This window comes from Bacteroides sp. MSB163 (genome assembly GCF_036416795.1).
GTDB lineage: Bacteria > Bacteroidota > Bacteroidia > Bacteroidales > Bacteroidaceae > Bacteroides > Bacteroides maternus.
Window position 1 is genome coordinate 1,645,356 of record NZ_CP143867.1, and the last position, 26,694, is coordinate 1,672,049.

General features: G+C 45.3%; 22 protein-coding genes and 1 pseudogene. 15 read left to right on the top strand and 8 right to left on the bottom strand.

Annotation, left to right across the window (positions count from 1 at the left end):
• The first annotated feature begins 6 nt into the window (after positions 1–6).
• The 5 genes and pseudogenes from VYM24_RS05620 to rbr all read left to right on the top strand — a co-directional run bounded on the left by VYM24_RS05620 (position 7) and on the right by rbr (position 6,639).
• Positions 7–2,040 (top strand): NPCBM/NEW2 domain-containing protein, encoded by a 2,034-nt coding sequence (locus VYM24_RS05620; protein ID WP_291549883.1) that lies wholly within the window; start codon positions 7–9, stop codon positions 2,038–2,040.
• Between the two features lie 40 nt (positions 2,041–2,080).
• Positions 2,081–3,151, top strand: coding sequence for a glycoside hydrolase family 43 protein (locus VYM24_RS05625; RefSeq protein WP_291549884.1), 1,071 nt, complete (start codon positions 2,081–2,083; stop codon positions 3,149–3,151).
• A gap of 147 nt (positions 3,152–3,298) precedes the next feature.
• A pseudogene (locus VYM24_RS05630) lies at positions 3,299–4,246 on the top strand (glycoside hydrolase family 27 protein); the annotation flags it as partial.
• Positions 4,247–5,866: a family 43 glycosylhydrolase gene (locus VYM24_RS05635; RefSeq protein ID WP_425286651.1), complete on the top strand. Its 1,620-nt coding sequence runs from the start codon at positions 4,247–4,249 to the stop codon at positions 5,864–5,866. It abuts the pseudogene before it with no gap.
• A 194-nt stretch (positions 5,867–6,060) separates the two neighbouring features.
• Entirely contained in the window at positions 6,061–6,639 is a 579-nt protein-coding gene (gene rbr / locus VYM24_RS05640) for a rubrerythrin (RefSeq protein WP_007216470.1), read from the top strand.
• Positions 6,640–6,724: 85 nt separating this feature from the next.
• On the opposite strand, the gene nadB is transcribed toward rbr, so the two are convergent.
• Together nadB and VYM24_RS05650 are read right to left on the bottom strand one after the other, a co-directional pair.
• Positions 6,725–8,296 (bottom strand): L-aspartate oxidase, encoded by a 1,572-nt coding sequence (gene nadB / locus VYM24_RS05645; protein WP_291549885.1) that lies wholly within the window; start codon positions 8,294–8,296, stop codon positions 6,725–6,727.
• Positions 8,297–8,373: 77 nt separating this feature from the next.
• Positions 8,374–10,293 carry a soluble NSF attachment family protein gene (locus VYM24_RS05650; protein WP_299090906.1) on the bottom strand — a complete coding sequence of 640 codons (1,920 nt, stop codon included), beginning with the start codon at positions 10,291–10,293 and terminating at the stop codon, positions 8,374–8,376.
• Between the two features lie 223 nt (positions 10,294–10,516).
• Between VYM24_RS05650 and VYM24_RS05655 the strand changes: the two genes are divergently transcribed.
• The 3 genes from VYM24_RS05655 to VYM24_RS05665 all read left to right on the top strand — a co-directional run bounded on the left by VYM24_RS05655 (position 10,517) and on the right by VYM24_RS05665 (position 12,174).
• Positions 10,517–10,876: a helicase gene (locus VYM24_RS05655; protein ID WP_330941714.1), complete on the top strand. Its 360-nt coding sequence runs from the start codon at positions 10,517–10,519 to the stop codon at positions 10,874–10,876.
• A 50-nt stretch (positions 10,877–10,926) separates the two neighbouring features.
• On the top strand, positions 10,927–11,337 hold the full coding sequence (locus VYM24_RS05660) for a PH domain-containing protein (protein ID WP_291549889.1): 411 nt from the start codon (positions 10,927–10,929) through the stop codon (positions 11,335–11,337).
• Positions 11,338–11,400: 63 nt separating this feature from the next.
• Positions 11,401–12,174: a LytR/AlgR family response regulator transcription factor gene (locus VYM24_RS05665; RefSeq protein ID WP_291549891.1), complete on the top strand. Its 774-nt coding sequence runs from the start codon at positions 11,401–11,403 to the stop codon at positions 12,172–12,174.
• A gap of 217 nt (positions 12,175–12,391) precedes the next feature.
• On the opposite strand, the gene bamG is transcribed toward VYM24_RS05665, so the two are convergent.
• Positions 12,392–13,603 carry a BamG family beta-barrel-assembly machinery protein gene (bamG, locus tag VYM24_RS05670; protein ID WP_330941715.1) on the bottom strand — a complete coding sequence of 404 codons (1,212 nt, stop codon included), beginning with the start codon at positions 13,601–13,603 and terminating at the stop codon, positions 12,392–12,394.
• On the bottom strand, positions 13,600–14,916 hold the full coding sequence (locus VYM24_RS05675; RefSeq protein WP_291549894.1) for a DUF4270 family protein: 1,317 nt from the start codon (positions 14,914–14,916) through the stop codon (positions 13,600–13,602). Before VYM24_RS05675 ends, bamG begins: the two co-directional genes overlap by 4 nt.
• A 288-nt stretch (positions 14,917–15,204) precedes the next feature.
• Here VYM24_RS05675 and VYM24_RS05680 point away from each other — a divergent pair, with 288 nt between their 5' ends.
• Together VYM24_RS05680 and VYM24_RS05685 are read left to right on the top strand one after the other, a co-directional pair.
• Complete coding sequence (locus VYM24_RS05680) at positions 15,205–16,260, top strand: Kelch repeat-containing protein (protein WP_330941716.1); 1,056 nt, start codon at positions 15,205–15,207, stop codon at positions 16,258–16,260.
• Between the two features lie 22 nt (positions 16,261–16,282).
• A complete protein-coding gene (locus VYM24_RS05685; RefSeq protein ID WP_291549896.1) occupies positions 16,283–16,627 on the top strand; it encodes a DUF4907 domain-containing protein in 345 nt (114 codons plus the stop codon).
• Here VYM24_RS05685 and VYM24_RS05690 read toward each other — a convergent pair.
• A complete protein-coding gene (locus VYM24_RS05690) occupies positions 16,599–17,552 on the bottom strand; it encodes a hypothetical protein (protein ID WP_291549898.1) in 954 nt (317 codons plus the stop codon). The genes VYM24_RS05685 and VYM24_RS05690 overlap by 29 nt on opposite strands.
• Before the next feature lie 207 nt (positions 17,553–17,759).
• Between VYM24_RS05690 and VYM24_RS05695 the strand changes: the two genes are divergently transcribed.
• The 3 genes from VYM24_RS05695 (at position 17,760) to dacB (ending at position 21,183) form a co-directional block, all read left to right on the top strand.
• Complete coding sequence (locus VYM24_RS05695) at positions 17,760–18,290, top strand: ORF6N domain-containing protein (protein ID WP_330942217.1); 531 nt, start codon at positions 17,760–17,762, stop codon at positions 18,288–18,290.
• Positions 18,291–18,361: 71 nt separating this feature from the next.
• The gene (gene lpdA / locus VYM24_RS05700) at positions 18,362–19,720 is read left to right on the top strand and encodes a dihydrolipoyl dehydrogenase (RefSeq protein ID WP_291549899.1); all 1,359 of its coding nucleotides are present in this window, start codon (positions 18,362–18,364) and stop codon (positions 19,718–19,720) included.
• 53 nt (positions 19,721–19,773) lie between these two features.
• Positions 19,774–21,183 (top strand): D-alanyl-D-alanine carboxypeptidase/D-alanyl-D-alanine endopeptidase, encoded by a 1,410-nt coding sequence (gene dacB / locus VYM24_RS05705; RefSeq protein WP_330941717.1) that lies wholly within the window; start codon positions 19,774–19,776, stop codon positions 21,181–21,183.
• A 116-nt stretch (positions 21,184–21,299) separates the two neighbouring features.
• Here the strand turns inward: dacB and VYM24_RS05710 are convergent, their stop codons facing one another.
• Together VYM24_RS05710 and VYM24_RS05715 are read right to left on the bottom strand one after the other, a co-directional pair.
• Positions 21,300–22,796 (bottom strand): butyryl-CoA:acetate CoA transferase, encoded by a 1,497-nt coding sequence (locus VYM24_RS05710; protein ID WP_330941718.1) that lies wholly within the window; start codon positions 22,794–22,796, stop codon positions 21,300–21,302.
• A gap of 93 nt (positions 22,797–22,889) precedes the next feature.
• Complete coding sequence (locus tag VYM24_RS05715) at positions 22,890–23,333, bottom strand: hypothetical protein (RefSeq protein ID WP_291549903.1); 444 nt, start codon at positions 23,331–23,333, stop codon at positions 22,890–22,892.
• A gap of 424 nt (positions 23,334–23,757) precedes the next feature.
• Here VYM24_RS05715 and miaB point away from each other — a divergent pair, with 424 nt between their 5' ends.
• Positions 23,758–25,125 (top strand): tRNA (N6-isopentenyl adenosine(37)-C2)-methylthiotransferase MiaB, encoded by a 1,368-nt coding sequence (gene miaB / locus VYM24_RS05720; RefSeq protein ID WP_299090929.1) that lies wholly within the window; start codon positions 23,758–23,760, stop codon positions 25,123–25,125.
• A gap of 476 nt (positions 25,126–25,601) precedes the next feature.
• Here miaB and VYM24_RS05725 read toward each other — a convergent pair whose 3' ends face one another.
• Positions 25,602–25,991, bottom strand: coding sequence for an AraC family transcriptional regulator (locus VYM24_RS05725; protein ID WP_330941719.1), 390 nt, complete (start codon positions 25,989–25,991; stop codon positions 25,602–25,604).
• A 202-nt stretch (positions 25,992–26,193) separates the two neighbouring features.
• Here VYM24_RS05725 and VYM24_RS05730 point away from each other — a divergent pair, with 202 nt between their 5' ends.
• Positions 26,194–26,547 (top strand): hypothetical protein, encoded by a 354-nt coding sequence (locus VYM24_RS05730; RefSeq protein WP_330941720.1) that lies wholly within the window; start codon positions 26,194–26,196, stop codon positions 26,545–26,547.
• Positions 26,548–26,694 lie beyond the last annotated feature (147 nt).

Here is a 26,694-nt window from a genome sequence, read left to right on the forward strand (position 1 = left end):
AAAGACATGAAGAATAATATGAAACCGCTATTGACCCTTGTAGGATTTGCAATAGCCTCTATAATTACAGGATGTGGTCAGCCCCATACTGTATGGCTTGATGATTTGGATCTGACAGCTATGACTCAAGGTCATGGAGTAGCTATGAAAAATAAATCGGTTGACGGTAAAACCCTGACAATCGGAGGACAAACGTTTGAACGTGGAGTGGGTACTCATTCTGTCAGCGAGATAGCAATTCAATTGGATGGCAAAGCCGTATCATTTACGGCTCAGGTAGGACTGGATGATGAGATCATCGAGCATAAGACATCCGCCGAATTTGTTGTAATAGGAGATGGAGCCAGGCTTTGGTCCAGTGGGATTGTAAAGGCGGGAGATGCGCCTAAATCATGTTCGGTTTCACTGGATGGAGTCAAAAGGCTTGAGCTGATAGTTGCTGACGGTGGTGACGGGCCTTACTATGACCATGCTGACTGGGCGGATGCAAAGATAATATCAAAAGGGAAGAAGAGTTTTCCTACACTTAAATTCATTGCTACGGAACCTTATATACTGACTCCACCGGCTCCCGCAACGCCAAGAATTAATGGGGCCTCTGTGTTTGGAGTGCGTCCCGGTTCGCCATTCCAATATCAGGTAGCGGCCACAGGCGATCGTCCGATGGCATTTGTAGCGGAGGGATTACCGGCAGGACTGGAGATTCACCCGGAAACGGGTCTGATTACGGGTAAGCTAACCAAGGCCGGTACATTTGAAGTGGTTTTACAGGCGAAAAATGTGAAAGGAACGGCAGAAAGAAAACTTCGTATTGAGTGTGGTGACAGAATTGCGCTTACCCCGCCGATGGGATGGAACAGTTGGAACTGTTTCGGACACGAAGTCTCGGCTGAGAAAGTGAAACAAGCGGCAAGAGCTATGGTTGAAAGTGGTTTAGTGAATTATGGCTGGACCTATATCAATATAGATGATTCATGGCAACATCACAGAGATCCCAACGACCGGACCAGAGGTGGACGGTTGCGTGACGATCAGGGTAATATCATACCTAATGCCCAATTTCCTGATATGAAAGGGTTAACGGACTACATACATTCACTTGGACTGAAAGTGGGGATTTATTCTTCACCCGGTCCGTGGACTTGCGGAGGTTGCGTAGGCAGTTATGGTTATGAAAAGCAAGATGCCGATATGTATGGCAAATGGGGGCTTGATTATTTGAAATATGACTGGTGCAGTTACGGGGGAGTTCTTGACCGTGATTTAGATAAGGATCCTTACAGCGTGTCTTCCTTGGCGTTTCAAGGGGGAGGGGATTCAATTGCCGGTAGAAAGCCATTTAAGATTATGGGGGACTATTTGCGTCAGCAGCCCAGAGACATTGTTTATAACCTGTGTCAGTATGGTATGGGGGATGTCTGGAAATGGGGAGATGCCGTTGGAGGCCAGTGCTGGCGTACGACTAACGATATCACCGATACTTGGGAAAGTGTGAAAGGTATCGCTCTTTCTCAGGACCGTGCAGCTGCATGGGCGAAACCCGGTAACTGGAATGATCCGGACATGCTGGTTTTAGGTGTTGTAGGTTGGGGAAATCCTCACCAAACCAAGCTCAAACCTGATGAACAGTATCTCCATTTCAGTCTTTGGAGTTTATTCTCCGCACCGCTTCTGATAGGTTGCGATTTGGAGAAAATGGATGATTTTACTCTGAGTCTGTTGACTAACAATGAGGTGATAGCTGTTAATCAGGATCCTTTGGGTAAACAAGCCACATGTGTGTATTCAATAGGGGAATTACGTATTTATGTGAAAGAACTTGAAGATGGCAGTAAGGCGGTTGGTTTCTGTAATTTCGACCGGGAAAAGGCTGATATCTCTTTCCGTGATTTTGATAAACTGAGTATTACGGGTAAACAAACTGTGCGTGACCTTTGGAGACAAAAGGATATAAGAACCTTGGATACAGGACGGAAGCCATTGTCTCTCAATGTTCCGGCTCATGGGGTACTTCTTTATAAATTTACACCGGTTCAATGAAATATAAAAAAATAGAATTACTTACTTAATTGTTTTTATCATGAGAAACACTCTTTTTATTGTTAGTTTATATCTGATTTTATCTGCCTGTGGTGAGAAAAGTAATGAAGTGAAGTTTATTTCGGAAGGTAATCCGATAGTGACGGATAAGTTTACCGCTGACCCGGCACCCATGGTACATAATGGGAGGCTGTACCTCTACGTGGGTCATGATGAGGCTGAAGAAGGACAGGATTTTAACATAACCGAATGGTTGTGTTATTCAACAAAAGATATGAAAACATGGACTGATCATGGAAGTGTGCTGAAGCCTACGGATTTCTCATGGGGAGTTGGAGAAGCATGGGCTTCCCAAGTTGTAGAGAAAGATGGGAAATTCTATTATTATACAACGGTACAGGCGGGTGCGCCATATAATAGTAAGGTGGTAGGAGTTGCAGTATCGGACAGTCCGACGGGACCTTTCATCGATGCTCGGGGTACACCGCTTATTACAGATGATATGACTCCTAACGGTCCTCGTGGATGGTGGAACGATATCGATCCGACCGTTTTTGTGGATGATGACGGCACACCATGGATGAGCTGGGGTAACGGTACCTGCTTCTTGGTGAAACTTAAACCCAATATGATAGAACTGGACGGAAATATAGAGATTCTTAAAATGCCGAAATTTGTGGAAGGGCCATGGATTCATAAGCGTGAAAATCTTTACTATCTGACGTATGCATCGATGGGGAAGGGGCGTGAAACAATCAGCTATGCCACGGCGCCCAGCATGGAAGGTCCATGGACCTATCGTGGAGTCTTGACAGGAATGGCAGAAAATAGCTTTACCATACATCCGGGAATCATTGAATTCAAGGGACAAAACTATCTGTTCTATCATAATGCAATACTTACCATAGATGGTAAATCCGGTGCCACAGGGCGCCGAAGCGTGTGCGTTGACTATCTTTATTATCTACCCGACGGACGTATGGCGTATGTTGAGCAGACCAAAGAAGGTATTACTGTGAAGCCGAAGACTGCCGCCGAAGTAGCTGAGATTGTAAATCCATACACTGACGAAAAAGAAGTTGTGGTAGAAAAAGAAGTAATAGCGGATTGAATGTAAATTGAGCAAGTAATATTATATATCATGAACAAGAGACTAACTTTATTTCTCATTACCCTTTTAACAGTTTGTGGGGTACAATCGCAGAACAATAATCAAAATCGGAACGCTGATTTCCATAAATGGGCAGAAACACCGCCTATGGGTTGGAATAGTTGGGATTGCTTTGGAGCTAATGTTACTGAGGCGGAAGTAAAAGCCAATGCCGATTATATGGCGGAGCACCTGAAAGACTACGGATGGGAGTATATTGTTGTGGATATCCGTTGGTTTGTGGAAAATCAGACTACCGGTTACTATAACTTCAAAGATCCTAAATATGTGCTCGATGAATACGGCCGTTATATGCCTGCCGTGAACCGTTTTCCATCAGCTGGCAACGGAAATGGATTTAAGCCTCTTGCTGACTATGTCCACAGTAAAGGATTGAAGTTCGGTATCCATCTGATGCGCGGTGTACCCACACTTGCCGTAGAGAAGAAATTGCCAGTGAAAGATGCCGGCGGAGTAACGGCTGCCGATATTTATTCTACCGACTGGAAATGTCCTTGGTTGGGAGATAACTACACGATTGTAGCCGGCAGACCGGGAGCACAGGAATATTATAATTCAATTTTCGACCTGTATGCTTCATGGGGAGTGGATTTTGTTAAGATTGATGATCTTTCCCGTCCTTATCATCAGGCGGAAATAGAGATGATACGGAAGGCGATTGACCGTACCGGACGGCCGATTGTATTGAGCATGTCACCGGGAGAAACCGATGTGAACAAGGCGGATCACGCTGTAGGGCATGCTAATATGTGGCGTACGGTAGATGATTTCTGGGACAATTGGCCGCATCTTTACCATCAGTTTGAAGTATGTCCCAAATGGGCGCCTTATATAGGTCGTGGCGCATGGCCCGATGCCGATATGTTGCCGCTGGGACATATTGATCTTCGAGGTAATGCCCGTATGAGCAAGTTTACGCGGGATGAACAATATATGGTTATGACGTTGTTTGCTATGTTTAAGTCGCCGCTGATGTTCGGCGGGCACTTGCCTGATAATGATAAATTCACCAATTCGCTGATAACGAATGAAGAAGTGCTCTATGTACATCGGAACTCTGTAAACAACAAGCAATGGTATAATAAAGATGGCATTATAGCCTGGACAGCTGATGATCCCCGAAATGGAGATAGATATCTGGCACTGTTCTATGTAGATCAGAAAGAACCCCGGGAGTCACATCCTGCCAACCGGAAAGTGACTGTAGACCTGAAAGAATTAGGATTTGACGGAGCTGCCAAAGTACGTGATATCTGGAGGAATCAGGATCTTGGTAACTTCTCGGGAACGGAGTTCTCACCTGTCATCAATTATCACGGTGCAGGTTTATATAGGATCTCGAAAAAGTTGAAAGTACAGACTAACAATCCGATCATTCAGACTAAATATACAGCTGATCCGGCACCAATGGTGCACAATGATACTGTATTCCTTTATTCAAGCCATGACGATGACAATGCGAAAGGCTTTGTCATGCGCGAATGGCTGCTTTATACTTCGACTGATATGGTGAATTGGACAGATCACGGAGTGGTTGCCTCGCTGAAAGACTTCAAATGGGTTCCTTATGACAATGGTGCCTGGGCACCGCAGTGTATTGAACGCAACGGGAAATTCTATATGTATTGTCCGATGCCCGGTGGGATAGGCATCGGAGTGCTGGTTGCCGATAGTCCTTATGGACCGTTTATAGATCCCATTGGAAAGCCATTAGTGAAAAACAGTTATGCTGATATAGATCCTACGGTGCTGATTGATGATGATGGGCAGGCTTATATGTATTGGGGAAATCCGGATTTATACTATGTGAAGTTGAATGAAGATATGATTTCCTGTGACGGTGAAGTAGTGCACGAGCGGATGACACATGAGGCTTTTGGCGAACGGAAGGGGAATCAGAAACGCCCCACTTTATATGAGGAAGGGCCGTGGGCTTACAAGAGAAAGAATAAGTATTACATGGCGTTCGCATCCACCTGCTGTCCCGAAGGCATGGGATATTCGATGAGTGACTCTCCGACCGGTCCCTGGGTATATAAAGGTATGATTATGGAAGGTGACAGAAGATCAAATGGCAATCATCCGGGCATTATCGACTATAAAGGGAATACGTATGTCTTTGGCTTCAATTATGATATCCATTTTTCCAAGATTTCCCAGCACTATGAGCGACGCTCTATTTGTGTAGAGAAACTGACCTTTAATCCGGATGGCACAATTCAGCAACTTCCGTTCTGGACGGCAAAAGGCGTAGATCCGGTGGGTAAGCTGAATCCTTACCGTCGCGTTGAAGCTGAGACAATAGCTTGGAGTGAGGGCTTGAAGACAGAAAAGAGTGAGGCAGGTATGTATGTTACGGCTATCCACGACGGGGATTATATCCGTGTGCGCAATGTCGATTTCAAGAAAGGGGCGAAGTCATTTGAAGCAGTTGCTGCATCGTCTTCTTCCGGTGGGCAAATAGAAATTCGTTTGGATAACAAAGAAGGTACGCTGATTGGTACCTGCGTTATTGGCAATACAGGTGGTCCGGAAAGTTGGAAGACTTTCCAGGCTCAGGTTGATAAAGTAAAAGGCGTGCACGATGTTTACTTCATCTTTAGAGGCGGCGAAGATGAGCTATTTAACTTCGACTGTTGGAAGTTTATCAGATAGCGGACAGTTAAGGCTTTAGTTCATTATTGCTTGAATAGATTGTATCGGAAATAGATGTTATCTATGTCTGTATAGATAAATCCGATGAATAAAAAATGTGTAAACATCAAACAAAATCCTTATTTTTGTGTTGTTAAATAAGAATGACTAACGACAATTGATACGTAATTACTAACTAAATAAGAAAAAGAACTATGGCTAAAAGTGTTAAGGGAACTCAGACAGAAAAGAATCTGCTGACCTCATTTGCAGGAGAATCACAAGCAAGAATGCGTTACACTTATTTTGCAAGTGTAGCTAAGAAGGAAGGTTACGAACAAATTGCTGCTATCTTTACTGAAACGGCTGATCAGGAGAAAGAACACGCTAAACGTATGTTCAAGTATCTGGAAGGTGGTATGGTAGAAATTACAGCAAGCTATCCTGCCGGTGTTATCAGCACTACACTGGATAACCTGAAAGAAGCTGCTGCCGGTGAACACGAAGAATGGTCTTTGGACTATCCTCACTTTGCTGACGTAGCGGAAAAAGAAGGTTTCTATGAAATCGCTGCTATGTACCGTAACATTTCAATAGCCGAAAAGGGGCATGAAGAAAGATACCTGGCTTTCGTAAACAATATCGAGAATGCTACAGTATTCGCTAAAGAAGGTGAAGTAGTATGGCAATGCCGTAATTGCGGTTTCATCTTCACAGGTAAAGAAGCTCCTGAAGTTTGCCCGGCATGTTTGCATCCGCAGGCTTACTTTGAAGTGAAAAAAGAAAACTATTAAGAAATTCTTATTTCTATGATAAAGAACGCCCGGGTGTTTCGCTTGAAGAAACATCCGGGCGTTCGGCATTAATAAAGGAGTTATCCTATTTCTTTGCGTGCGGATAGTCAATCGTATAGTGTAACCCCCGGCTTTCTTTGCGCTCTATTGCCTGACGTGTAATCAGATATCCTACATTAATCATATTACGCAGTTCGCAAATTTCCCTGGATGCCTTGCTACGTTTAAAGAGGTCTTCCGTTTCCTCATATATCATATCCAAACGTACCCAGGCACGTTTCAGACGCAAGTCACTTCGTACGATACCTACATAGGCTCCCATAATCTGGTTCACTTCTTTCATGCTTTGAGTAATAAGCACCATCTCTTCGTTGGTCACTGTTCCTTCGGCATTCCATTCCGGTATTTCGTGGTTGAACTCATAGCGGTCGAGCACGCTCAACGCATGTTTGGCAGCGGCATCGGCATAGACAACCGCTTCAATCAAAGAGTTGGAAGCTAAACGATTGCCTCCGTGAAGACCTGTGCAAGAACATTCTCCTACGGCATACAGGCGATTGATGGAAGATTCTCCGTTCAGGTTTACCTTGATGCCACCACAGAGGTAGTGTGCGGCAGGAGCTACCGGGATATAGTCTTTGGTGATATCGATACCTAAGCTGAGGCACTTTTCGTAGATATTCGGGAAGTGCTTCTTGGTTTCTTCCGGATCTTTGTGCGTAACGTCCAGATATACATGGTCGTCACCGCGTTGCTTCATTTCGCTGTCGATGGCACGTGCCACGATATCACGCGGAGCAAGAGAAAGACGCGGATCATATTTCTGCATAAACTCTTCACCACCCATATTACGCAATACAGCACCATATCCGCGCATCGCTTCCGTAATCAGGAAACAGGGGCGGTCGCCCGGATGATAAAGCGCTGTGGGGTGGAACTGGATGAATTCCATATCCTGTACGAAACCTTTGGCACGGTAGACCATGGCAATACCGTCTCCGGTAGCAACCAGCGGATTGGTGGTATTGCGGTAGACAGCACCTACCCCCCCCGTAGCCATCAGCGTCACTTTGGAAAGGAAAGTATCCACTTCGCCCGTGTCTTCATTCAGCACATACGCTCCGTAGCACTTGATGCCCGGGGTATGGCGGGTTACGATGATACCCATGTGATGTTGTGTGATGATTTCTACGGCAAAATGGCGGTTGAATATTTCGATATTGGGGTGCGTCTTTACGGCTCTGATAAGGCTTTCCTGTATTTCGGCACCTGTATTGTCTTTGTGGTGCAGAATGCGGAATTCGGAGTGACCGCCTTCTTTATGGAGGTCGAAGTCTCCCTTATCGTTCTTGTCGAAGTCCACTCCCCAGTCTATCAGTTCTTTGATTTGTCCGGGGGCCTCGCGCACTACTTTCTCCACGGCGGCGCGGTCACTGATCCAGTCGCCTGCAATCATGGTGTCTTCAATGTGCTTGTCGAAGTTATCTACCAGTGTATTGGTTACTGAGGCAATTCCCCCTTGGGCGAAGAAGGTATTGGCTTCTTCCAGTTCCGTCTTGCAGATGAGTGCTACCTTACCTTTATGAGCCACTTTCAGAGCGAAACTCATGCCGGCTATACCGGAACCAATTACTAAAAAGTCGAACTCTTTAATCATATTTCGTATGTTTAAGTACTGCAAAGCTACAAAATAACTGGGTTGCTTGTACTTTTCCTGTATATTAATTCACGATTTTATGATAAGTACTGCTTTATAACCTCATCCAGCGACTCATCTTTTGTAAGCTTTATTTTCTTACGCATACGCGAACGGATCATGTTGACACTACTCCGGTTGATGCCCATTATCAAGGCTATTTCATCCGTACTTTGATTCATGCAGATGAGCATGGCAAGCAGTTCTTCGCTGCGCGTCAGTTGCGGGTACTTTTCCCGCAGCTTGGGCAGATAGAGCGGATATATGGCGGCAAATGACTTTCTGAAGTTGTTTTCATCTTCTTTGCTGAGCAGGCTTTGACCGGTGAGTTGGCTGATGGTATTCAGATTGTTGGTTGCCATAATTTGTTCTATCTGTTGGGATAGTTCCTCGTTGTGTCTGTTCAGTTCCTGCTGGCGGGCAATTAGTTTCTGTATTTCTTGTCTACGCTTTTCCAATAACAGGCGGTTCGCCTTTTTTCGGGTGATGAAGTAGGCAATGGAAATGATAAGTAACAGTAATAATGCGATGGAGATGCATATATTGAAGAATAACCGGCGTTGTTGCAGCTCCACTTGTGTTGAAAGCAGTTTATTTTCCTTCTCTTTGCGTTCGGCATCAAACCGGATATTGGCGGCAGCAACGGCACGCATCTTTTCATCCAGATTCAGAGAGTCGGCGAAGAGCTGGTCGCGGTCGTAGCAACGGAAGAAGGCATCGTCCATTCTCATCCTCCGGTAATAGTCCATCAATATCCGGTTGGCACTCTTCTCTTTTCCGATCATGTCCATCCGGGCAAATCCACGGGCTGCCTTTTCTATAAGAGGTATTCCTAGTGAGGCCTTACCTGTCTCCATCAGAGCACGTCCTAAATGAAGATTCAGGTCATACCTGGCCCATTGAGGCATGCGGGTACTGTCCGGACAAATGCTTAATGCAAGCTGCAATGCCTTTTGTACGGAGTCCGGATAGTCCAGATAGCTATCTACTGTGAGGACTTTATTGACAAATACACCTTTAAAGCTCTTCTGTCCGGCTGAAATTTTCCCGGCCTGGTTCAGATAGTAGAATACAGAATCTTTATTCTGGGTTCTGCGGAATATTTCTGCACGATAGCGATAGAGATCGCCCAGTCCGAAGCTGTCTTTCAAGAGTGAATAATATTGGGCTTTTGAATTCATTTCTAAGGCACGGTCGTACATGCCCAGTTCGGCATAGAGGTTGGCTTGTTCGCCATAGGCTATCACGATATTAGGCGGGGCTATGCTGTCGTTATAGCTGTTGATGGCTTCCTGGTTGGTGGCTACCGCTTTCTCGTATTCACCGACCAGGCGGTAGTAGATGCCTAGCCGGGATATGATGCGAAGCATATTGTGGAATTTTCCTCCCTGATGGTAATATTCCATCGCTTTCTCCAGGAGTCGGATGGCTTGAGGAACATCGTTACCGGAATAGATATAAACTCCGCTGACAATTTCGGCTTGTGGAATGTAACGGTCGGCATCATCGTATTCGGGTAATTGCAAGTATTCATCTGCCAGCCGGATAGCTACCTCATTGTCTCCGTACATCTGGTGCAAGCCTGCCCGGGTGGATAATAATTCGTGCTTACAATGCTGTTGCAGGAAGGGAGCGTTGTTGAGGCTGTCCAGATATTCTATGCCGGGACGGAATTGCTTGCTGGCCAGATAACTGAAATAGAAGAGATTGATCATCTGCCGGGCGTATTTGACCACTGTATCTTTGGGTTCGGTGTAATCTGCTACGGCTAACAATTCGGATATCTTTTGTTTGCCTTCGTCAATGGCTGCCTGATGCTTTCTCTCTTTCAGTAATGTGTTCAGTTGTTGGATAGTCTGCTGCCATTGCTGTGTGTCTTGATCGCTTGAAGAATTTGAAGATGCGGTACAGGCTCCGACTGACAGCATGAGGAGTAATATAAGTGTTTTTATCTTCATAAGATAGAAATTTATTGGGTTTGCCGGACAAAGATACAATTCCATTTTAAAAAAGGAAAAAGTGCTACCTTTATTTTTTTTTATGTTTTATTGAGCTTGATAATGAGAGAGATACATTTTTGTATATTGGATTGTATATTGCTTATTTATGATTTAATCTTATTATTTCTGCACATTTGTAGTCTTATAGAAGACTAACCAAATAATAAATTAGGTGGAAAAGATGTCACGATTGTGTATGAAAGAAATCAGTAGGGCTTTGATAGAGATGATTTCCGATGAATCGCCCTATGCTTCGAAGGATATGCTTTGCGGAGCGCGTGGAGCCGTTTTCCGCGAGATATTTATTTTTCATTATCCAAGCTTTATAGATAAGGTGCAGAAGCTGGTTCCGGATATCACGAAAGATGAGGAATTGCTCTGCATGCTGATTGCCGTTGGGCAGTCGGTAGATGAGATTGAGCAACTGTTTTGTTTGCCGGCCGACCAGGTGTATATGTTCCGTAAGTCGGTATGCTGGAAGATGAGATTGGAGGAAGAAAAGCTGTTGGGCGATAAATTGCGGGAGATCTTGGAAGGATAACTCCTGCCGTTCCGCAAAAATACCTATCTTAGCGGCAAAAACGGAACAAAATGAATCGTATCTTCCATGCCCGCATTGCTATAGGGCAATATTTGTTTTTAGTGCTGACAACGATTATCGTTATTTATTCCATGTGGATGCAGCATGCCCTCATGGCCATCCTTTTCATGCTTTTGCTCGTCATCGCCATCGAGCGCCTCATTCATACCACGTATACGCTGACCACAGACGACAGGCTCCTCCTTTTTTACGGACGATTTTCCCGTTCGGAGGAAATATCCCTGAAAGACATTATCTCTGTGGAGCGGGCTTCGTCCATGAAAATAGGACGTTTCGCCGTGATGCGCTATGTGCTGGTGAAGTACGGAACGAAGGGGAAATGTGCCGTGCTGCTTCCGGTGAAGGAAGATATGTTCATAAAAACCCTTACTAATCGTTTAAATGAAGTGAAGAAATACTAATTCTCTATTCACCTGTTGCAGCCTTCGCGAGAGTCGTCCGTCTAATTTCTAAAAATAAGAGAAATGATGATGAATTTGACTTGTGCTATTTTGCATGCCGACAGACAGGTGAGTGAACAACTAGAAGCGTTCATAGCCAAGACACCCTTTCTTGCTTTGTGTGGAAAGTACAGTAATCCTATTGAGGCTTTGAAGGGTTATTATGATAATAAGGTACACCTTTACTTTGTAGGAATCGGGCAGGAAGAAACGGAGGGCATCAACGGGATGGAATTCAGTAAACTACTCTCTCCGTCCACCCGTGTCATATTTATTGCGGATACTCCCCAGTATGCCGCCGAGTGCTTTCGGCTGGACGCATTGGACTATCTGATATCTGAAGTCAGTTTTCCGGTTTTTTTCGAAGCAGTGAATAAGGCTTCGCGTTGGTTCAGCCTGAAAGGTGAAACGGGAATGCTGCTTACCGTTCTTCCCGAAAAGTCTCAGACGGAAACTTGCCAGACGGAAACGCTCAAGGTGATTTATGTGAAGTCTGACAATCGGATTTTCCGCTTGGATATATCCCGGATATCCTATATCGAAGGGTTGGGTGATTATGTGAAGATTTATAGCAAGGACGAGCCAAAGCCTGTGCTGAGCTTGTGCACGATGAAGTATATGGAAGAGAAACTGCCTTCCGATGAGTTCATACGCGTTCACCGTTCGTTTATTATACGTAAAGACTGCATACGCGTCATAGAAAGCAGCAAGATTGCTTTGGACAAAAGAAGTATTCCTATCGGAGAGGTTTACCGGAAGAAACTGAAGAATTATATTGCTGATTATTCTGTTCTTTAACCTGTTGCGATGTTTGTTTCCGGAATCAGCTCACATCGGTATAGGGGTGGGAGATCTTCCCACTACGACTGAAGGTGTTTCCCACTACGACTGAAAGTAGTTCCCACTACGACTGAATGTAGCTCTCACTACGACTGAATGTAGTTCCCACTACGATAGAACTTAGTGGGACACCAAGTTCTCTATCATACAGGTAGTTATGCTTGTCATATCAGCCTTATTTCAGCTTTGCCCGTGATATTCTTTCTCCGAACCTAAGATTCAGGTTTATGCTAAAACGACTTTCCTGCATCAGGCTACTACGTGAATTTATCTGTTTCCGCCAAGTGGCGCCCAATGAAAGATAAGAGTAACGAATGGGAAAACTTGCCCCGGCACTGACCTCCAGATACTTCATTTTGCCACCTCTCAGATTTATATAAGAATTGCTGAAGCCTACCCCTCCCATTATTTCAGTGGACCGGGGATAGCGTGGATTTGTGGTATAAACTCCCCCGATATTCATCTTGTGCTGATTCTCATATTTCATGGAAGTGTAGGATGAAGTGTTACGGCTCCAGTCCAGGTAATTGTAGTCGGCGGTAACCACCCAACGTTCGGTAGTCATGGACACTCCGCTGCCGATGTGCATGGGCAGGTATTGTGTCCGGCTATGGTAGCTCTTGTCAAGGTTGTCGCTGGTAGAGGAATTGCTATAAGTCAGACTGTTGTCGTGGCTGATCTGAAGGGAGGGAGCAAACACTAATCCGGCCGCCCACTTCTGCCTTCCGGTAGTATTGAATTCATAATGTACTCCGAAATCGGCGTAAAAGGCGCGTTTGGAAGATTCATATTCCACAATGGCACTCTCCTGTGTTTCACTTTGGGTAACTGTTCCTAGTATGATGCCCAGATTCACGCCTACCGACAGATTCTTGGTCAGTGCAAAGGCATTGGTAACATAACAGCGGTATAAGCCTCCCGATCCTTCAAATAACGAATAAGTATAGCTTCCGGGCATTCCTTCCACCTCTTCTTCGGTCTGGATGACGTATCCTACGCTGCTGTAGGGCGAAGCACCCACCATGGCATACCAGCGCGGCAACACACGGAAGCCTATGCTGAAGCGGTTGGGATTGCCCATAAAGCTGGAACTGTGATCATTCTGAAAAGAATAACGGGCATACGAAGCTGATGCACCGACATCGAATATAAAGCAGGTGCTGTCCATTCGGGTGATGGCTGCCGGGTTCAGAGTGTTCTGGAAGCCGGGCTTGTTCAGGGCGATGCCGATATTGCCCGTTCCGGCATAGCGTCCGCCGTCGCTGGCGCTTAATTCACCTATTCCATACATGGAAGTGGGCAGGTTTGTGGTGTTTTGGGCTACGACAGAGAGGCTTGCTGCACATAAACTGCACAGCGTAAGGAGAATCTGGTGGTGATGTTTCATTTCTCGTTGTATGTTTTAAATCTGATATCTAATCTGCATTGTCTCTCCCGGTCGGGGTCGTTGGCAAAGATGATCTGATTGAAGGTCGTTATCATTTCATTGTCCGGCAGACTCAGCAGCAGTTTCTGTCGTTTGATGCCCCATGTGCCGAAGTTGTTGCGGATGAATTCGGTCACGTTGAAAGAGTAGTAGGTATCCCGTCCGAACATGTCGTCCACGCTCAGATTGCCGGTCTGTACCGTTACACCGTCGCTACCATATACATAGTCTTCCAGCACATTGTTTTCATCTGTGATGTAGAGGCGGATATCTTCCGGTAACTGGTTCAGCTTGTTATAGCTTCCGGCCTGCGGATAAAGGTAGAGGGTGGCGCTTTCTATGGAGACGATTTCTCCCGCATCCTGCAAATTGTTCAGGTAGGGGAACTCTATCTGGTTGTAGAGTCCGGTTAGTCCCTGCATATACGCATGCTTGTCCAGATCGTAGGAGTGAATAAGGTTTTCTATTCCGCTTTCCAGAGTGGCAAGGGAAGTCCCTGTCCGGTCGTGACGAATACCCGTGTAGGCATAGTCTGTATTTACGCTGAATACCAGCTCTTTTTCCGTGCGCTGGCTGGTTATCTCTTTATAATGCAGGGTGATGGTCATGGATGATTCATTCACCAGGAATCCGGTGATACATCCTCCGCTGCTTTCGGCCACGAGGGCCAGTCCGGGAAATTTTTCCTTGAACTTATCCTGGCTGTCGAAGTAGTCTTCTTCGGCTATGAGGTCTGTCAGCAGTTCTTTACCCAGTTCGTCGGGCAGACGTATCTCCAATTCTCTTTTTTGTCCGGGACGTGGAGTGAAGGTAAAACTGAGCAGAGGAGTGCTCTCGGTGGGCAACACGGTGGTGGTGTATAAATCTTCGTCATCATCCAGATAAATAGGCTGTTTCAGCCGGTATACGGAGATGCGTTGCTGTGTCAGCGTATCGCCCCAGAAGTGGCCGGAGGGCGTCATCCGCAGTACGAGTGAGTCGAAGCTATAGCTGTAGTTCTCGTTGGGCGTGAAACTGTTTGCGGAGTATTCGGCATAGTAGGTGGCAGAGGCTTCGCCCCATGACGGGTCCTTGTAATGCCCCAGCTGGCAGATGCTGTCTCCCCTGGTTTCTATGGAGTCCATAAGAATGGTGCTGATATCCACGGTGCAGGTGTCTACATATATATTGTAGAAAGAACTGTCGACCAGGCTTTTGCCCAGTTCTGAGTTTTCGTCCTGGCAGGCGCAGACGGCGGCGATCGTTATAATCAGGCTATACAATAACTTTTTCATTGTTCATAGTGTTTTTGAGCTACGAGTTACAAGCTACGAGCTACAAGTGGCTGCGCTATCATACCGAAAGGCACTTGTAGCCAGTAGCTCGTAACTCTTAAATTCTTTCGCAAAGGAAAATGAAATCTTCCATATCTTCCTATTAAAATCGGCTATCGGGCGGGTTTTATCGGTAAAGCTATTTACCGAAAAATTAGTGCTGTTTGTCGGTTATATTTGCTGATGAAGTGCCTGCCGCCTACTTTTGCTACCAAAAATATAGTAATCAAAATAAGTTCTGAAGAAAAAATGAATCGACTATTATTTGGAATGATGCTGCTGGCGGTTGGATGCCTGGCCGGCAGTTGTACGGACGACGATGAATACACCCAGGGTGTATGGATGAGAAGGTCGGACCTGAACGGGGTTGCACGGGGACAAGCCAGTAGTTTCACCATCGATAATAAAGGCTATCTGTGCTGCGGCTTCCGTGGGACGAACAAGACGTACCTGAAGGACCTTTGGGTGTACGACATCAACAATGATTATTGGACACAATGCGCCGATATGCCCGATGAGGCGCAAGGTCGCCACAGTGCCGCCTCGTTTGCTCTGAATGGAAAAGGATACATTAGCACTGGTGTCCAGAAAAATGAGTCTACGAACCTGGCAGATACTTGGGAGTATGATCCCAATACAGACACCTGGACGCAGAAAGATGACTTTGGCGGAGGTGCACGTTATGGCGCACTGGCTTTTTCCATCGGAGAATATGGCTATGTGGGTACGGGTTATAATGACAACTACCTGAAAGACTTTTATCGTTTCGACCCTAATGCTGCTACCGGACAGCAATGGACAATCGTGAATGGATTCGGTGGATATAAACGCCGGTACGGTACAGCTTTCGTTATAGATGATGTGGCTTACATCTGTTGTGGGGAGAACAACAGTACTCTGGTAGACGATTTATGGAAGTTCGATGGTAGCGATTGGAAGCAGTTGCGCGACATTGCCGATAATGATAGCGATGAAGATTATGACGACGATTATGCCATTACCCGTGCGGGTACCGTATCTTTCGTTATAGACGGTAGGGGATATATCGCAACAGGAACCCGTAGTGGGGTGACCAGTGATTATTGGGTATATGATCCGGAAGAAGATTTGTGGTATGGTGACTCTGATGATGACTATACGCCGATGACGAATGTGCATAATGTCAGTTCCGGAGGCTCATCGCGTTCCTATGCAGTATCTTTCTCCACAGGTAAGCGGGGTTTTGTTCTGTCGGGATCTTCGGGAACCAGTTATTTTGATGATGTCTATGAGCTCTTGCCTTATGAGCAGGAAGATGTTGATTAGTGTTTTTGCTATATAAAGATTTATGAAGCTGGTGTTTATTGTGAAGATAGGTGTGCTGTCCCTTGTGGCAGTATGCCTTTCTTATTGTTCCGGTTGTACGAATGCTGCCGGAGAGAAGTTATCCTGCCGTTCCATGCAAGTGGAAGGGGGGTATGGATATGTGGTGGTTTACGGGGCAGATACACTGATTTATCAGCCTTATATACCTGCCATAGGCGAGAAGACGGCCTTTGCATCAGAAGAAGAAGCCTTGAAAATAGGCAGATTGGTGTGTCGCAAGTTAGCGGAGAAACAACCTCCTACCGTGAGCAGGGAGGAGATTGTTGAAAACTTACCGTCTATGCGTCTTCCGGCGGCAGATCGCTGACTTCATGGCGTATAGGAGAACAATCATAAGGGTAATTCTTTAGCAGTTTCCCTGTAATGATTTTCTTTGTGTCACTGCCGGCTCTTGACAAGGTCATAGTGTAACTGACTTGCAAGGTCTTATAATAGACATCAGCCTGATACCTGTTTTGTTTCATGCCGACCATGTCCACCTCGAAACTAATATCTTTTAATTCACCTCTGTACATTCCTCTGTCGGTGTATTTCTGTTTTTCTTGCTCGAAGATAATTTGTCCGTCTACAATATTTCCCGGCATATCCACATAGCGGCTTTCTCCTTCGGGATTCATCCATTCCTTGGGATATTCGCCAGTATCGGTGTCGAAGTAATATTCAGTAAAAGCATTGTAGAAGGGGAAAAAAGAAGTTTTCTTTATTTCTTCTCCGCTACCGGTTCTGTCTATCCAGGTGATTCCCCAAGGCTTTGTTCCGGCTTCTCTTACTCCATCAAATTCATCCAGGGAGTAAGTGATGGATTCTATCTGATAGTAATTGGTGCATATTTTCTGCCGGATGAATATTTGTTCTGAGTAAAGTCCTTGTTCGCTACTCAGTTTGAGAATCAATCTGCGCTCTTCCCCTGCAAAGTTGTCATTCAGTTGTATAGTCAGGGATTTTGCCTTGTCGCGGGTGATGCTGCCCCAATGGAAGCGTACGGTACCTATACCCTCCAGTTTCAAGGGATACCCGTTCTCATCTGTCATGATGCCTCCATCCGGGTACATAACGGAAGCCACAATCCAATTGGTTCTGGTCATCGGGATTTCTATGGAGCTTGCATCGCCTTCGACAGTAAATTCTTCTGTAGAAGAGAAACGTTCATCATTTGCATTATCACAGGCTGTTCCACCGAAAAGGATGACAATGGAGAATATTAGCGCTTGGAGTACGTTTGTTCGTTTCATGTATCTTTAGTTTCGTTCGTTTAAATAGCTTTTGTTTATAGACGTATTTTATTGGAAAATACTGCAAACAAAGGTATGTTTTTTTAGTAAGAAAAAGATAGGAGAGGATGCTTTTTGTAGAATATTAGTTGTACCTTGTAGGTCTTTAAATCAACAAAATACATATAGAGCATAGAAAACAATTTACAAGTTATCAGAGAATAGGAAATAGAAGCATGCCTAATAGAACTGAGAGGACAAAAAGTACTGTTGGATAGAGATGTGGTAACGCTGTACGGAGTAGAAACGAAGCGGGTGAATGAAGCGGTGAGAAATAATCCGGATAAGTTCCCGGAAGGGTATCTTGTTTCTTTGCAAGTGTCTGAGAAACAGGAACTGGTCGAAAATTTCGACCGGTTCAAAACATTAAAGCATGCTACAATGGAACCTAAAGCTTTCACCGAAAAAGGACTTTATATGCTTGCCACCGTTTTGAAAAGTCCCCGGGCTACGGCTATGACTCTTGCCATTATAGAATCTTTTGCCCATTTAAGAGAACTTTCCCGCAATCTAAATATCTTGTCAACAGAAACAGATGAAGGTAAACAGAAAACATTGACCCAACGCAGCAGTGAGTTACTTCACGAATTATTGTCTGTAGAAGAGAAAGGGGATATAACAGAAACCGAATCTTCGATAGAGCTGAATTTATATGCCTTAAAGATGAAGCGTACGGTGAAAAAGACAAAGAAAGGATAATTCTTTTGTGCAGATAAGAGAGGTTTTTATTAACTTGCAGGCAGTTTACAAGTATATTAATAAATAAGACTATGAAATACCAAGTTGCCATTATCGGTGGAGGTCCTGCTGGATATACTGCTGCCGAAACAGCCGGAAAAGCCGGTTTGAGTGTAGTGTTGTTCGAGAAACAGAATTTGGGTGGAGTCTGCCTCAATGAAGGCTGTATCCCTACCAAGACCTTGTTGTATTCGGCAAAGACGTATGATGCTGCGCGTCATGCTTCCAAATATGCGGTGAATGTTTCCGAAGTCTCATTTGACTTGCCGAAGATTATTGCCCGCAAACAGAAGGTAGTGCGCAAGCTGGTGCTGGGCGTTAAAGGCAAACTGACGGCACACGGTGTAAATATCGTGCAGGGAGAGGCTACTATCATTGACAAGAATACCGTGCAGTGTGGTGGCGAAACTTATGAATGTGAAAACCTGATTCTTTGTACGGGTTCGGAAACCTTTGTTCCGCCTATTCCCGGTGTGGATACCGTACCTTTCTGGACGCATCGCGACGCTTTGGATAATAAGGAGCTTCCCGCGTCACTTGCCATTATCGGTGGTGGAGTGATTGGCATCGAGTTTGCTTCTTTCTTCAATAGTCTGGGCGTGCAGGTCACTGTGATAGAGATGCTTGATGAAATTTTGGGCGGCATGGATAAGGAGCTTTCCGCTATGTTGCGTGCAGAGTATGCCAAACGTGGAATTAAGTTTATGCTTAGCACAAAAGTGGTATCTATTACTGAGGCTTCTTCCGATGATGGGAAACCACAGGTACAGGTGAATTATGAGAATGCGGAAGGTGCAGGTGCTGTATTGGCTGATAGATTATTGATGAGCGTAGGCCGTCGTCCGGTGATAAAAGGATTCGGACTCGAAAACCTGGACTTACGAAGGACTGAACGGGGAAATATCTGTGTGAACGAATGTATGCAGGCCTCTGTTCCGGGCATATATGTATGTGGTGATCTGACGGGTTTCTCTTTGCTGGCACATACAGCCGTGCGTGAGGCGGAAGTAGCCGTACATACCATACTTGGCCAGAAGGATGCTATGAGCTATTGGGCTATTCCCGGGGTGGTATATACCAATCCGGAGATTGCCGGTGTGGGGCAAACGGAAGAGGTTCTGCAACTAAAAGGTATCAACTATCGGGTTGTAAAGCTTCCAATGGCCTACTCAGGGCGTTTCGTTGCTGAAAATGAAGGTGTGAATGGAGTTTGCAAACTTCTGATTGCGGATGATGAAACGATAGTGGGGGCGCATGTATTGGGCAATCCGGCTTCTGAAATCATCACTTTGGCAGGTATGGCCATCGAGTTGAAACTGACTACTACGGAATGGAAGAAAATCATTTTCCCCCATCCTACGGTTTCTGAAATCTTTAAGGAAGCATTATGATAATCACAATCGCTTCTTAGCACTTTTCAGGACTCATATAAAATATTAGAACGATGAAAATTGTAAAACTGATTCTCTTATTTATTCCCATAGTACTATGGGGGCAGAATACGAATGCTAAGAGTCTCTCTTCCCGCTTGGATACCCTGATAAAATATCAGCTTCCTGCCGGTTCCAACGTTGGTATATCCGTATACGATCTGACTACAGGGAAATCCTTATATACCTATCAATCGGATAAACTTTCCCGTCCGGCCTCTACCATGAAGTTGCTGACTACCATTACCGCCCTTGCCCGCCCCGATGCGGATGAACCTTTTAAAACGGAGGTATGGTATCAGGGAGTGATTGAACGGGATACACTGAAAGGTGACATATATGTTGTCGGTGGATATGATCCTGAATTTGATGATGAAGCTTTGGACTCGCTGGTGAATACGGTGAGCCGCTTTCCCTTCTCGGTGATAGCGGGCAATGTATACGGTGATGTTTCTATGAAAGACTCCATCTATTGGGGAAGTGGCTGGGCATGGGATGATACGCCTGCCTCATACCAACCCTATCTCTCACCGTTGATGCTGAATAAAGGTCTGGTTACCGTAACCGCTTCTCCGGGTGAGAAAGGAGAAATGGCAAATATCGAATGTGTTCCCGTCTCTTCTTATTATACTGTGACCAATGAAACCCAGTCCCGTACTCCTTCTGCCGGACGTTTCGGTGTTTCCCGGGATTGGTTGCAGAATGGCAATAATGTGATTATTAAAGGAAACGTGGAAAGTAAGCGGATAGGTACGGTGAATATCTATTCCTCCCAGGATTTCTTTATGCATACTTTTCTTGAACGCCTGCAAGCAAAAGGTATCCAATGCCCCGCCGATTATGCTTTCAACGAATTGCAAAAAGATAGCCTTTCAGTGCAAATGGCTTTGTTTGAGACTTCCACTCAGGATGTAGTCAATCAGATAATGAAAGAAAGCGATAATCTGAATGCCCAGGCTTTGCTTTGTCGTTTGGGTGCCCAAGCTACCGGTAAAAAACGAATTTCGGATGAAGACGGGCTTTCTGCCATTCGTAAGCAGATAAAAGCTTTGGGAGGAGATGCGGATAGCTATAAACTGGCTGATGGCTGTGGGCTTTCCAATTATAATTATATCTCTCCTGATCTGCTGGTTTCTTTCCTGAAGTTTGCTTATTCGCGCACGGATGTTTTTCAGAAGTTGTATAAGGCTTTGCCTATCGGCGGTGTGGACGGAACATTAAAATACCGGATGCAACGCGGGACTCCCTCTCATAAGAATGTACATGCCAAAACCGGGTCCTTTACAGCTATTAATTGCTTGGCCGGCTATTTGCGTGCCGCAAACGGGCATGAAGTGGCTTTTGCCATCATGAATCAGAATGTACTTTCAGGAGCTAAAGCACGTGCTTTTCAGGATGCGGTATGTGACGAAGTAATAAAATAGTTACGAGCTACAAGCTACGAGCTACGAGTGGCTGCGTTGATGTTGCAGAACTCGTAGCTCGTTTCTTATAGCTCGTACTGATTTACACTTGTAGCTCGTAGCCCGTAACTCGTAGCTTACTTATACTGTGCCCAATCTACATTCTTCATATCTCCACTTTTTGCCAATTCCGCATGCATAGCCAATGCAGCGCGGACTGCTTGCGGAGTCTGAGACTTACCATCAGTTATTTTCAAATAATCCCAGAGGATATTCTTGTAATCCGGATGAACGCAGTTTTCGATGATTGCCTGCGCGCGTTCTTTCGGGCTCTTACCACGCAAGTCGGCAACGCCTTGTTCAGTAATGACGATGTTTACGTCATGTTCTGTATGGTCGTGGTGAGATACCATCGGAACAATGGCGCTGATCTTACCTTCCTTGGCAACGGACGGACAAGTAAAGATGGAAATATAAGCGTTGCGTGTGAAGTCACCGCTTCCGCCGATACCGTTCATCATCTTCGTACCGCCGATATGTGTAGAGTTGACGTTTCCGTAGAGGTCAGCTTCGATAGCCGTGTTGATAGAGATAACCCCCAGACGGCGTACAACTTCCGGACTATTGGAGATTTCCGACGGGCGGAGCACCAGTTTATCACGGAAGAAGTCCATATCATCATAGATACCTTGCAGACAGTCGTTTGTTACAGTGAGTGAGCAAGCACTACCGAACTTCACGCGACCGTCGCGGATCAATCCGATTACGGAATTCTGAATAACTTCCGTATACATTTCGAATGCCGGAATGGTTTTGTCGCGTCCCAGTGCACCGAGCACAGCGTTAGCAATATTACCTACACCGGATTGTAACGGCAGGAAGGTTGACGGAATGATTCCGCGCTTCATATCCGCAGCCAAGAAGTCAGCTACATTCTGACCAATCTTGTCAGTCAACGGGTCTGCGTCGGCAAAACCACGTGCTTCGTCCGGCCAGTTGGTTTCCACAATGCCTACAATCTTTTTAGGGTCTACCTGGATAAACGGTTGACCGATGCGGTCACTTGGTTTATAGATAGGTATTTCGCGACGGTAAGGCGGATCAAGCGGTTCGTATACATCGTGCAATCCCATAGCATTTTTGCTGTGAGCAGCATTTAGTTCCACGATGATCTGGTCGGCAAGGCGGCAAACGGTGGGAGCAATACCACCGGCTGCGGTCAGATAAATCTTGCCGTCGGGAGTTACTTCGCAAGCTTCGATAATGGCAATGTTTACTTTGCCCATGAAACCGTAACGAACTTCCTGTGCCATCTGAGACAAGTGGATGTCGTTATAGGCAATCTCTCCGCTGTTTACTGCTTTACGGAAATCGGAATTGGTTGTGTAAGGAGCACGGTAGCGGATAGCTTTGGCGCGTGAAAGTATGCCGTCGCAGGAATCACCCGTAGAGGCACCGGTAAAGATACCTATCTGGAAAGGGTTTCCTTTTGCATGTTCAGCTTCCGCTATTTTTGCTAATTCTGCCGTAACGGCTTTGGCTGTTCCAGCGGGAGTAAATCCGCTCAAGCCGATGTTGTAGCCATGTTTGATCAGGCTTGCAGCTTCCGCTGCCGAGATGTAATTGAATGCCATAATGTATTTAGTTATTTTTCCTGTGTGAAAATTCATAAGTTACCGGAAGAGTTACTCTCAACTCTCTGTTTTCAACTCTCAATTCTCTATGTATTAATACTTCCGTTGTAGTATTTCCGACCAAATGATAGCTTTCCGTGCTTCTTCTGCCGAATGAATGGAGTATTCGGAATCGGTTTCAGGTTTTTGCGGGGTGGACGGAGGAGGAGAAATCTTCTGTTTTGGAGGAGTTGTGGTATGCTTGGGAGATGTGTTTGTAGAATCTCCTCCAAAAATATGTTTTGAAGCTGAAAATTGATATTCTTCTTTTGCTGTCGGAGCGGAGGGTGTTTGGGGGGCGGGACCTTCGGGAATAAATCCGCCATATGTGTTTCCCCAGGTTTCAGGAATGGGTAATGTATCTTCATCAATATCATCTTCCGGCACAGGCATAGCAGGCCTGTTCTCAGCGTTCTTCTTTGCTTCTTTCTTGAACTGCTTAACAACTCCGATAACGATTATGCCTGCGATTAACAGAAACTGTAAGATACCATCCATACTCATTTAAGTTTTTCACCGCCAAAGGTAACTAATTTATCTGAATAACAGCCAATTTTTAGGCATGAAAAAAGGGCAGCTTCACAGCTCCCCTTATTTTTTTTAACCTAAACCTTAACTATGAAAAAATCTAATGTTTCTTTCATTACGCAAATTTGTGAAATAAAATCCTTTATGCCAAATAACAGTCCCCAAAATGTTCGGTCTATTAACATTAATTATAGAAAACAGCTCATTTTCTAACTATTGAGTGTTATTTTTTGCCTTTTCATCTGTAATTTAGTGCCGAAGGCGTATCTTTGCAGCTGAAACTTTTTCACCACAGAGGACACAGAGGACGCTGAGTCTTTTTTATTTTTGTGTTTTTTGAATCTTTCCTCTGTGTTCTCCGTGTCCTCTGTGGTGAGCTAAAAAACAAGAAATTATGGAAAAAGTAACGGGAGCAGACTTTAAATCTGCAACTGCTGATGACAACAAGAAGTTGTTCATCGAAACCTATGGCTGCCAGATGAATGTGGCGGACAGTGAAGTTATTGCCTCTGTGATGCAGATGGCGGGATATTCAACGGCTGATACGCTGGAAGAAGCGGATGCAGTGTTTATGAACACTTGCTCCATTCGTGACAATGCCGAGCAGAAAATTCTCAATCGTCTGGAATTTTTCTATTCGCTCAAAAAGAAGAAACGTAATTTGATTGTGGGAGTACTGGGATGTATGGCTGAGCGGGTAAAGGATGATCTGATCACTAATCATCATGTTGATCTGGTGGTAGGTCCTGATGCTTATCTTACTCTTCCTGACTTGGTTGCTGCTGTGGAGGCGGGCGAGAAAGCTATCAATGTAGAACTTTCTACCACTGAGACCTATCGGGATGTTATCCCCTCGCGTATCTGCGGTAATCACATTTCCGGGTTTGTATCCATCATGCGTGGATGTAACAACTTCTGTACCTACTGCATTGTTCCTTATACCCGTGGACGGGAACGCAGCCGTGATGTGGAAAGCATTCTTAATGAAGTGTCCGACTTGGTGGCGAAAGGTTATAAAGAAGTCACTTTGCTGGGGCAGAATGTCAACTCTTATCGTTTTGAGAAACCGGACGGAGAAGTTGTAACTTTCCCTATGCTGCTCCGCATCGTAGCTGAGGCTGCGCCAGGTGTGCGTGTCCGTTTCACTACTTCGCACCCCAAGGATATGAGTGACGAAACGCTGGAAGTCATTGCACAGGTTCCCAACGTGTGCAAACATATCCACCTGCCTGTACAGAGTGGAAGTTCCCGTATCCTGAAACTGATGAATCGTAAATATACCCGTGAATGGTATCTGGACCGTGTAGATGCTATCCATCGCATTGTTCCCGATTGTGGTTTATCCACAGATATCTTCTCAGGCTTCCATTCCGAAACGGAAGAAGATCATCAGCTTTCCCTTTCTCTGATGGAGAAATGTGCTTACGACTCAGCTTTTATGTTTAAGTATTCTGAGCGTCCGGGTACTTATGCTTCCAAGCATTTGCCGGATGATGTACCCGAAGAGGTAAAGATACGTCGGTTGAATGAGATTATTGCTCTGCAAAACCGCCTCTCCGCCGAGTCTAATGCCCGCTGTATCGGTAAGACGTATGAAGTTCTGGTGGAAGGAGTTTCCAAGCGTTCGCGCGAACAGCTTGTAGGACGTACGGAGCAAAACCGTGTCGTGGTGTTCGACCGTGGTACGCACCGTATTGGTGATTTTGTAATGGTGAAGATTACAGAAGCCAGTTCAGCAACGCTGAAGGGAGAAGAGGTTTGATTTATTTGCTTCGCGCGCGTACACAAGATTTTTGGTATACTTTTACCTACACGCTTGCACTCATGCGCTGCACCTCCCTGTTCATCGGTGATAGAGCGGTGGTGTAAGTAAGTTAAAACTGCGTGTAGGTAAATTTACCTACACGCAGTTTTGTTCGTCCTAAACAGGGATTGTAAACGTTAATCCCCTATGTCCATTACGAAAACTATGCATACGCATTTTGTTGATAATCATTGTTTTAGTTGTGGCCACCGCTGTGGTGGTTGTGCTTTACGATTGTGGAGCACGAGCCTCATAGCCGTGAGGCTGCCGAACCACTTCTGTGGGAATTGCAAAATGAAGCATTTTGAGAAGGATGATCATAGGGAGAAGATATATTATCCTATGGTAGTTATCATGTTAAGTGTGCATATTTAAGTGGTATGATAGCCTTTGGGTATGACTTCTATAAGGCTTGACGCAAACTCGATATAATTTCACTTGTTCTGTTCGCGATAGTGCCGGGGAGTCTGCCCGCAGATGTCAAGAAAGGTACTGTTGAAACGGCTGATTGAATTGAATCCGCAGTCAAAGGCTATCTGCGTTATGCTCATGTCTGTCAGGATAAGTTTGCGTTTGACGTGGCCTATCCGCTCTTCTGCCACGTAACGACTTAACGTACAGCCAAAGGCCTTCTTGAAAATGGCATTGGCGTAATCGGGGTGAAGTCCCACGGTCCGCCCAATATCGGAAATCTTTATTGGACGGTCATAGTTGTGGGCAATATAGCTCACCGGAAACCCACCTTTCAAACATTGGCTTGCCGAGTCCGCACTCAGACTCGACGGCTTCAACCACAACTTCCCCTCCGAGAATCCTATCGACAAGGACCGAAGGTAATCTCCAGCTTAAAAAGAGGTTGAACGGTATGGTGACCACAAAATAGGGTGCGTCAGCCTCACTTTTGATGATCTTGTGGGGTATAAGCCCCCAAAACAGAGCCATTTTGCGAGGCGGAACCGTAACTTTTCCTGTAGGGAAAAAATAGGTAATGCTTCCTTCGGGAATGTAGTTGAGCTCAATCTCGTTATGGCGGTCGATTTTCGGCATAAGCTGCGGGCGCTAGGTTTCACACGTCAGACCGTAGGGTTTCAACTCGCCACGCTTTTCATCGAAAGTCTTCAATATCTCGGAATCCGGCATGTTTTTATGAATTTGTGGGGCATATCCGGTTTCCCTGTGCTGGAGGGTGCCATAACTATTGAAAACTTGTGGCCGGGTCGCGAGTCTGCCACCGACTACGAGGTAGGTCCCAACTGGTACACTGACAAGAGCGCCCCTGCACTGTTCTGGCGAAATCTTCAAGGTGCCGAGACTGTCTATAAGTGGCGTCAGGCAGTTATGGAAGACTGGGGAAAACGGCTGCAATATCTGAAGAATTAACCGACTTTTTTATACAATGAAGTAATTTCTAAAAAGGTGTGGATATCTTTCCGGCAATATCTGTTTCTTCATTTTTAGGAATTTGTAGACTTGTAAATAGTTAATAATCAGTTTTCTGTAATGGCTACACCCTTTCTCACGGATGGC

Bases quoted from the DNA above. Each gene is read 5' to 3' on its own strand.
- VYM24_RS05650 (WP_299090906.1), bottom strand. From the start codon at position 10,293: ATGAAGATAAAAACACTTATATTACTCCTCATGCTGTCAGTCGGAGCC.
- VYM24_RS05680 (WP_330941716.1), top strand. From the start codon at position 15,205: ATGAATCGACTATTATTTGGAATGATGCTGCTGGCGGTTGGATGCCTG.
- VYM24_RS05665 (WP_291549891.1), top strand. From the start codon at position 11,401: ATGATGATGAATTTGACTTGTGCTATTTTGCATGCCGACAGACAGGTG.
- miaB (WP_299090929.1), top strand. From the start codon at position 23,758: ATGGAAAAAGTAACGGGAGCAGACTTTAAATCTGCAACTGCTGATGAC.
- VYM24_RS05715 (WP_291549903.1), bottom strand. From the start codon at position 23,333: ATGGATGGTATCTTACAGTTTCTGTTAATCGCAGGCATAATCGTTATC.
- rbr (WP_007216470.1), top strand. From the start codon at position 6,061: ATGGCTAAAAGTGTTAAGGGAACTCAGACAGAAAAGAATCTGCTGACC.
- VYM24_RS05620 (WP_291549883.1), top strand. From the start codon at position 7: ATGAAGAATAATATGAAACCGCTATTGACCCTTGTAGGATTTGCAATA.
- VYM24_RS05730 (WP_330941720.1), top strand. From the start codon at position 26,194: ATGGCGGTCGATTTTCGGCATAAGCTGCGGGCGCTAGGTTTCACACGT.
- VYM24_RS05655 (WP_330941714.1), top strand. From the start codon at position 10,517: ATGTCACGATTGTGTATGAAAGAAATCAGTAGGGCTTTGATAGAGATG.
- VYM24_RS05660 (WP_291549889.1), top strand. From the start codon at position 10,927: ATGAATCGTATCTTCCATGCCCGCATTGCTATAGGGCAATATTTGTTT.
- nadB (WP_291549885.1), bottom strand. From the start codon at position 8,296: ATGATTAAAGAGTTCGACTTTTTAGTAATTGGTTCCGGTATAGCCGGC.
- VYM24_RS05625 (WP_291549884.1), top strand. From the start codon at position 2,081: ATGAGAAACACTCTTTTTATTGTTAGTTTATATCTGATTTTATCTGCC.
- VYM24_RS05710 (WP_330941718.1), bottom strand. From the start codon at position 22,796: ATGGCATTCAATTACATCTCGGCAGCGGAAGCTGCAAGCCTGATCAAA.
- VYM24_RS05685 (WP_291549896.1), top strand. From the start codon at position 16,283: ATGAAGCTGGTGTTTATTGTGAAGATAGGTGTGCTGTCCCTTGTGGCA.
- dacB (WP_330941717.1), top strand. From the start codon at position 19,774: ATGAAAATTGTAAAACTGATTCTCTTATTTATTCCCATAGTACTATGG.
- lpdA (WP_291549899.1), top strand. From the start codon at position 18,362: ATGAAATACCAAGTTGCCATTATCGGTGGAGGTCCTGCTGGATATACT.
- VYM24_RS05690 (WP_291549898.1), bottom strand. From the start codon at position 17,552: ATGAAACGAACAAACGTACTCCAAGCGCTAATATTCTCCATTGTCATC.
- bamG (WP_330941715.1), bottom strand. From the start codon at position 13,603: ATGAAACATCACCACCAGATTCTCCTTACGCTGTGCAGTTTATGTGCA.
- VYM24_RS05675 (WP_291549894.1), bottom strand. From the start codon at position 14,916: ATGAAAAAGTTATTGTATAGCCTGATTATAACGATCGCCGCCGTCTGC.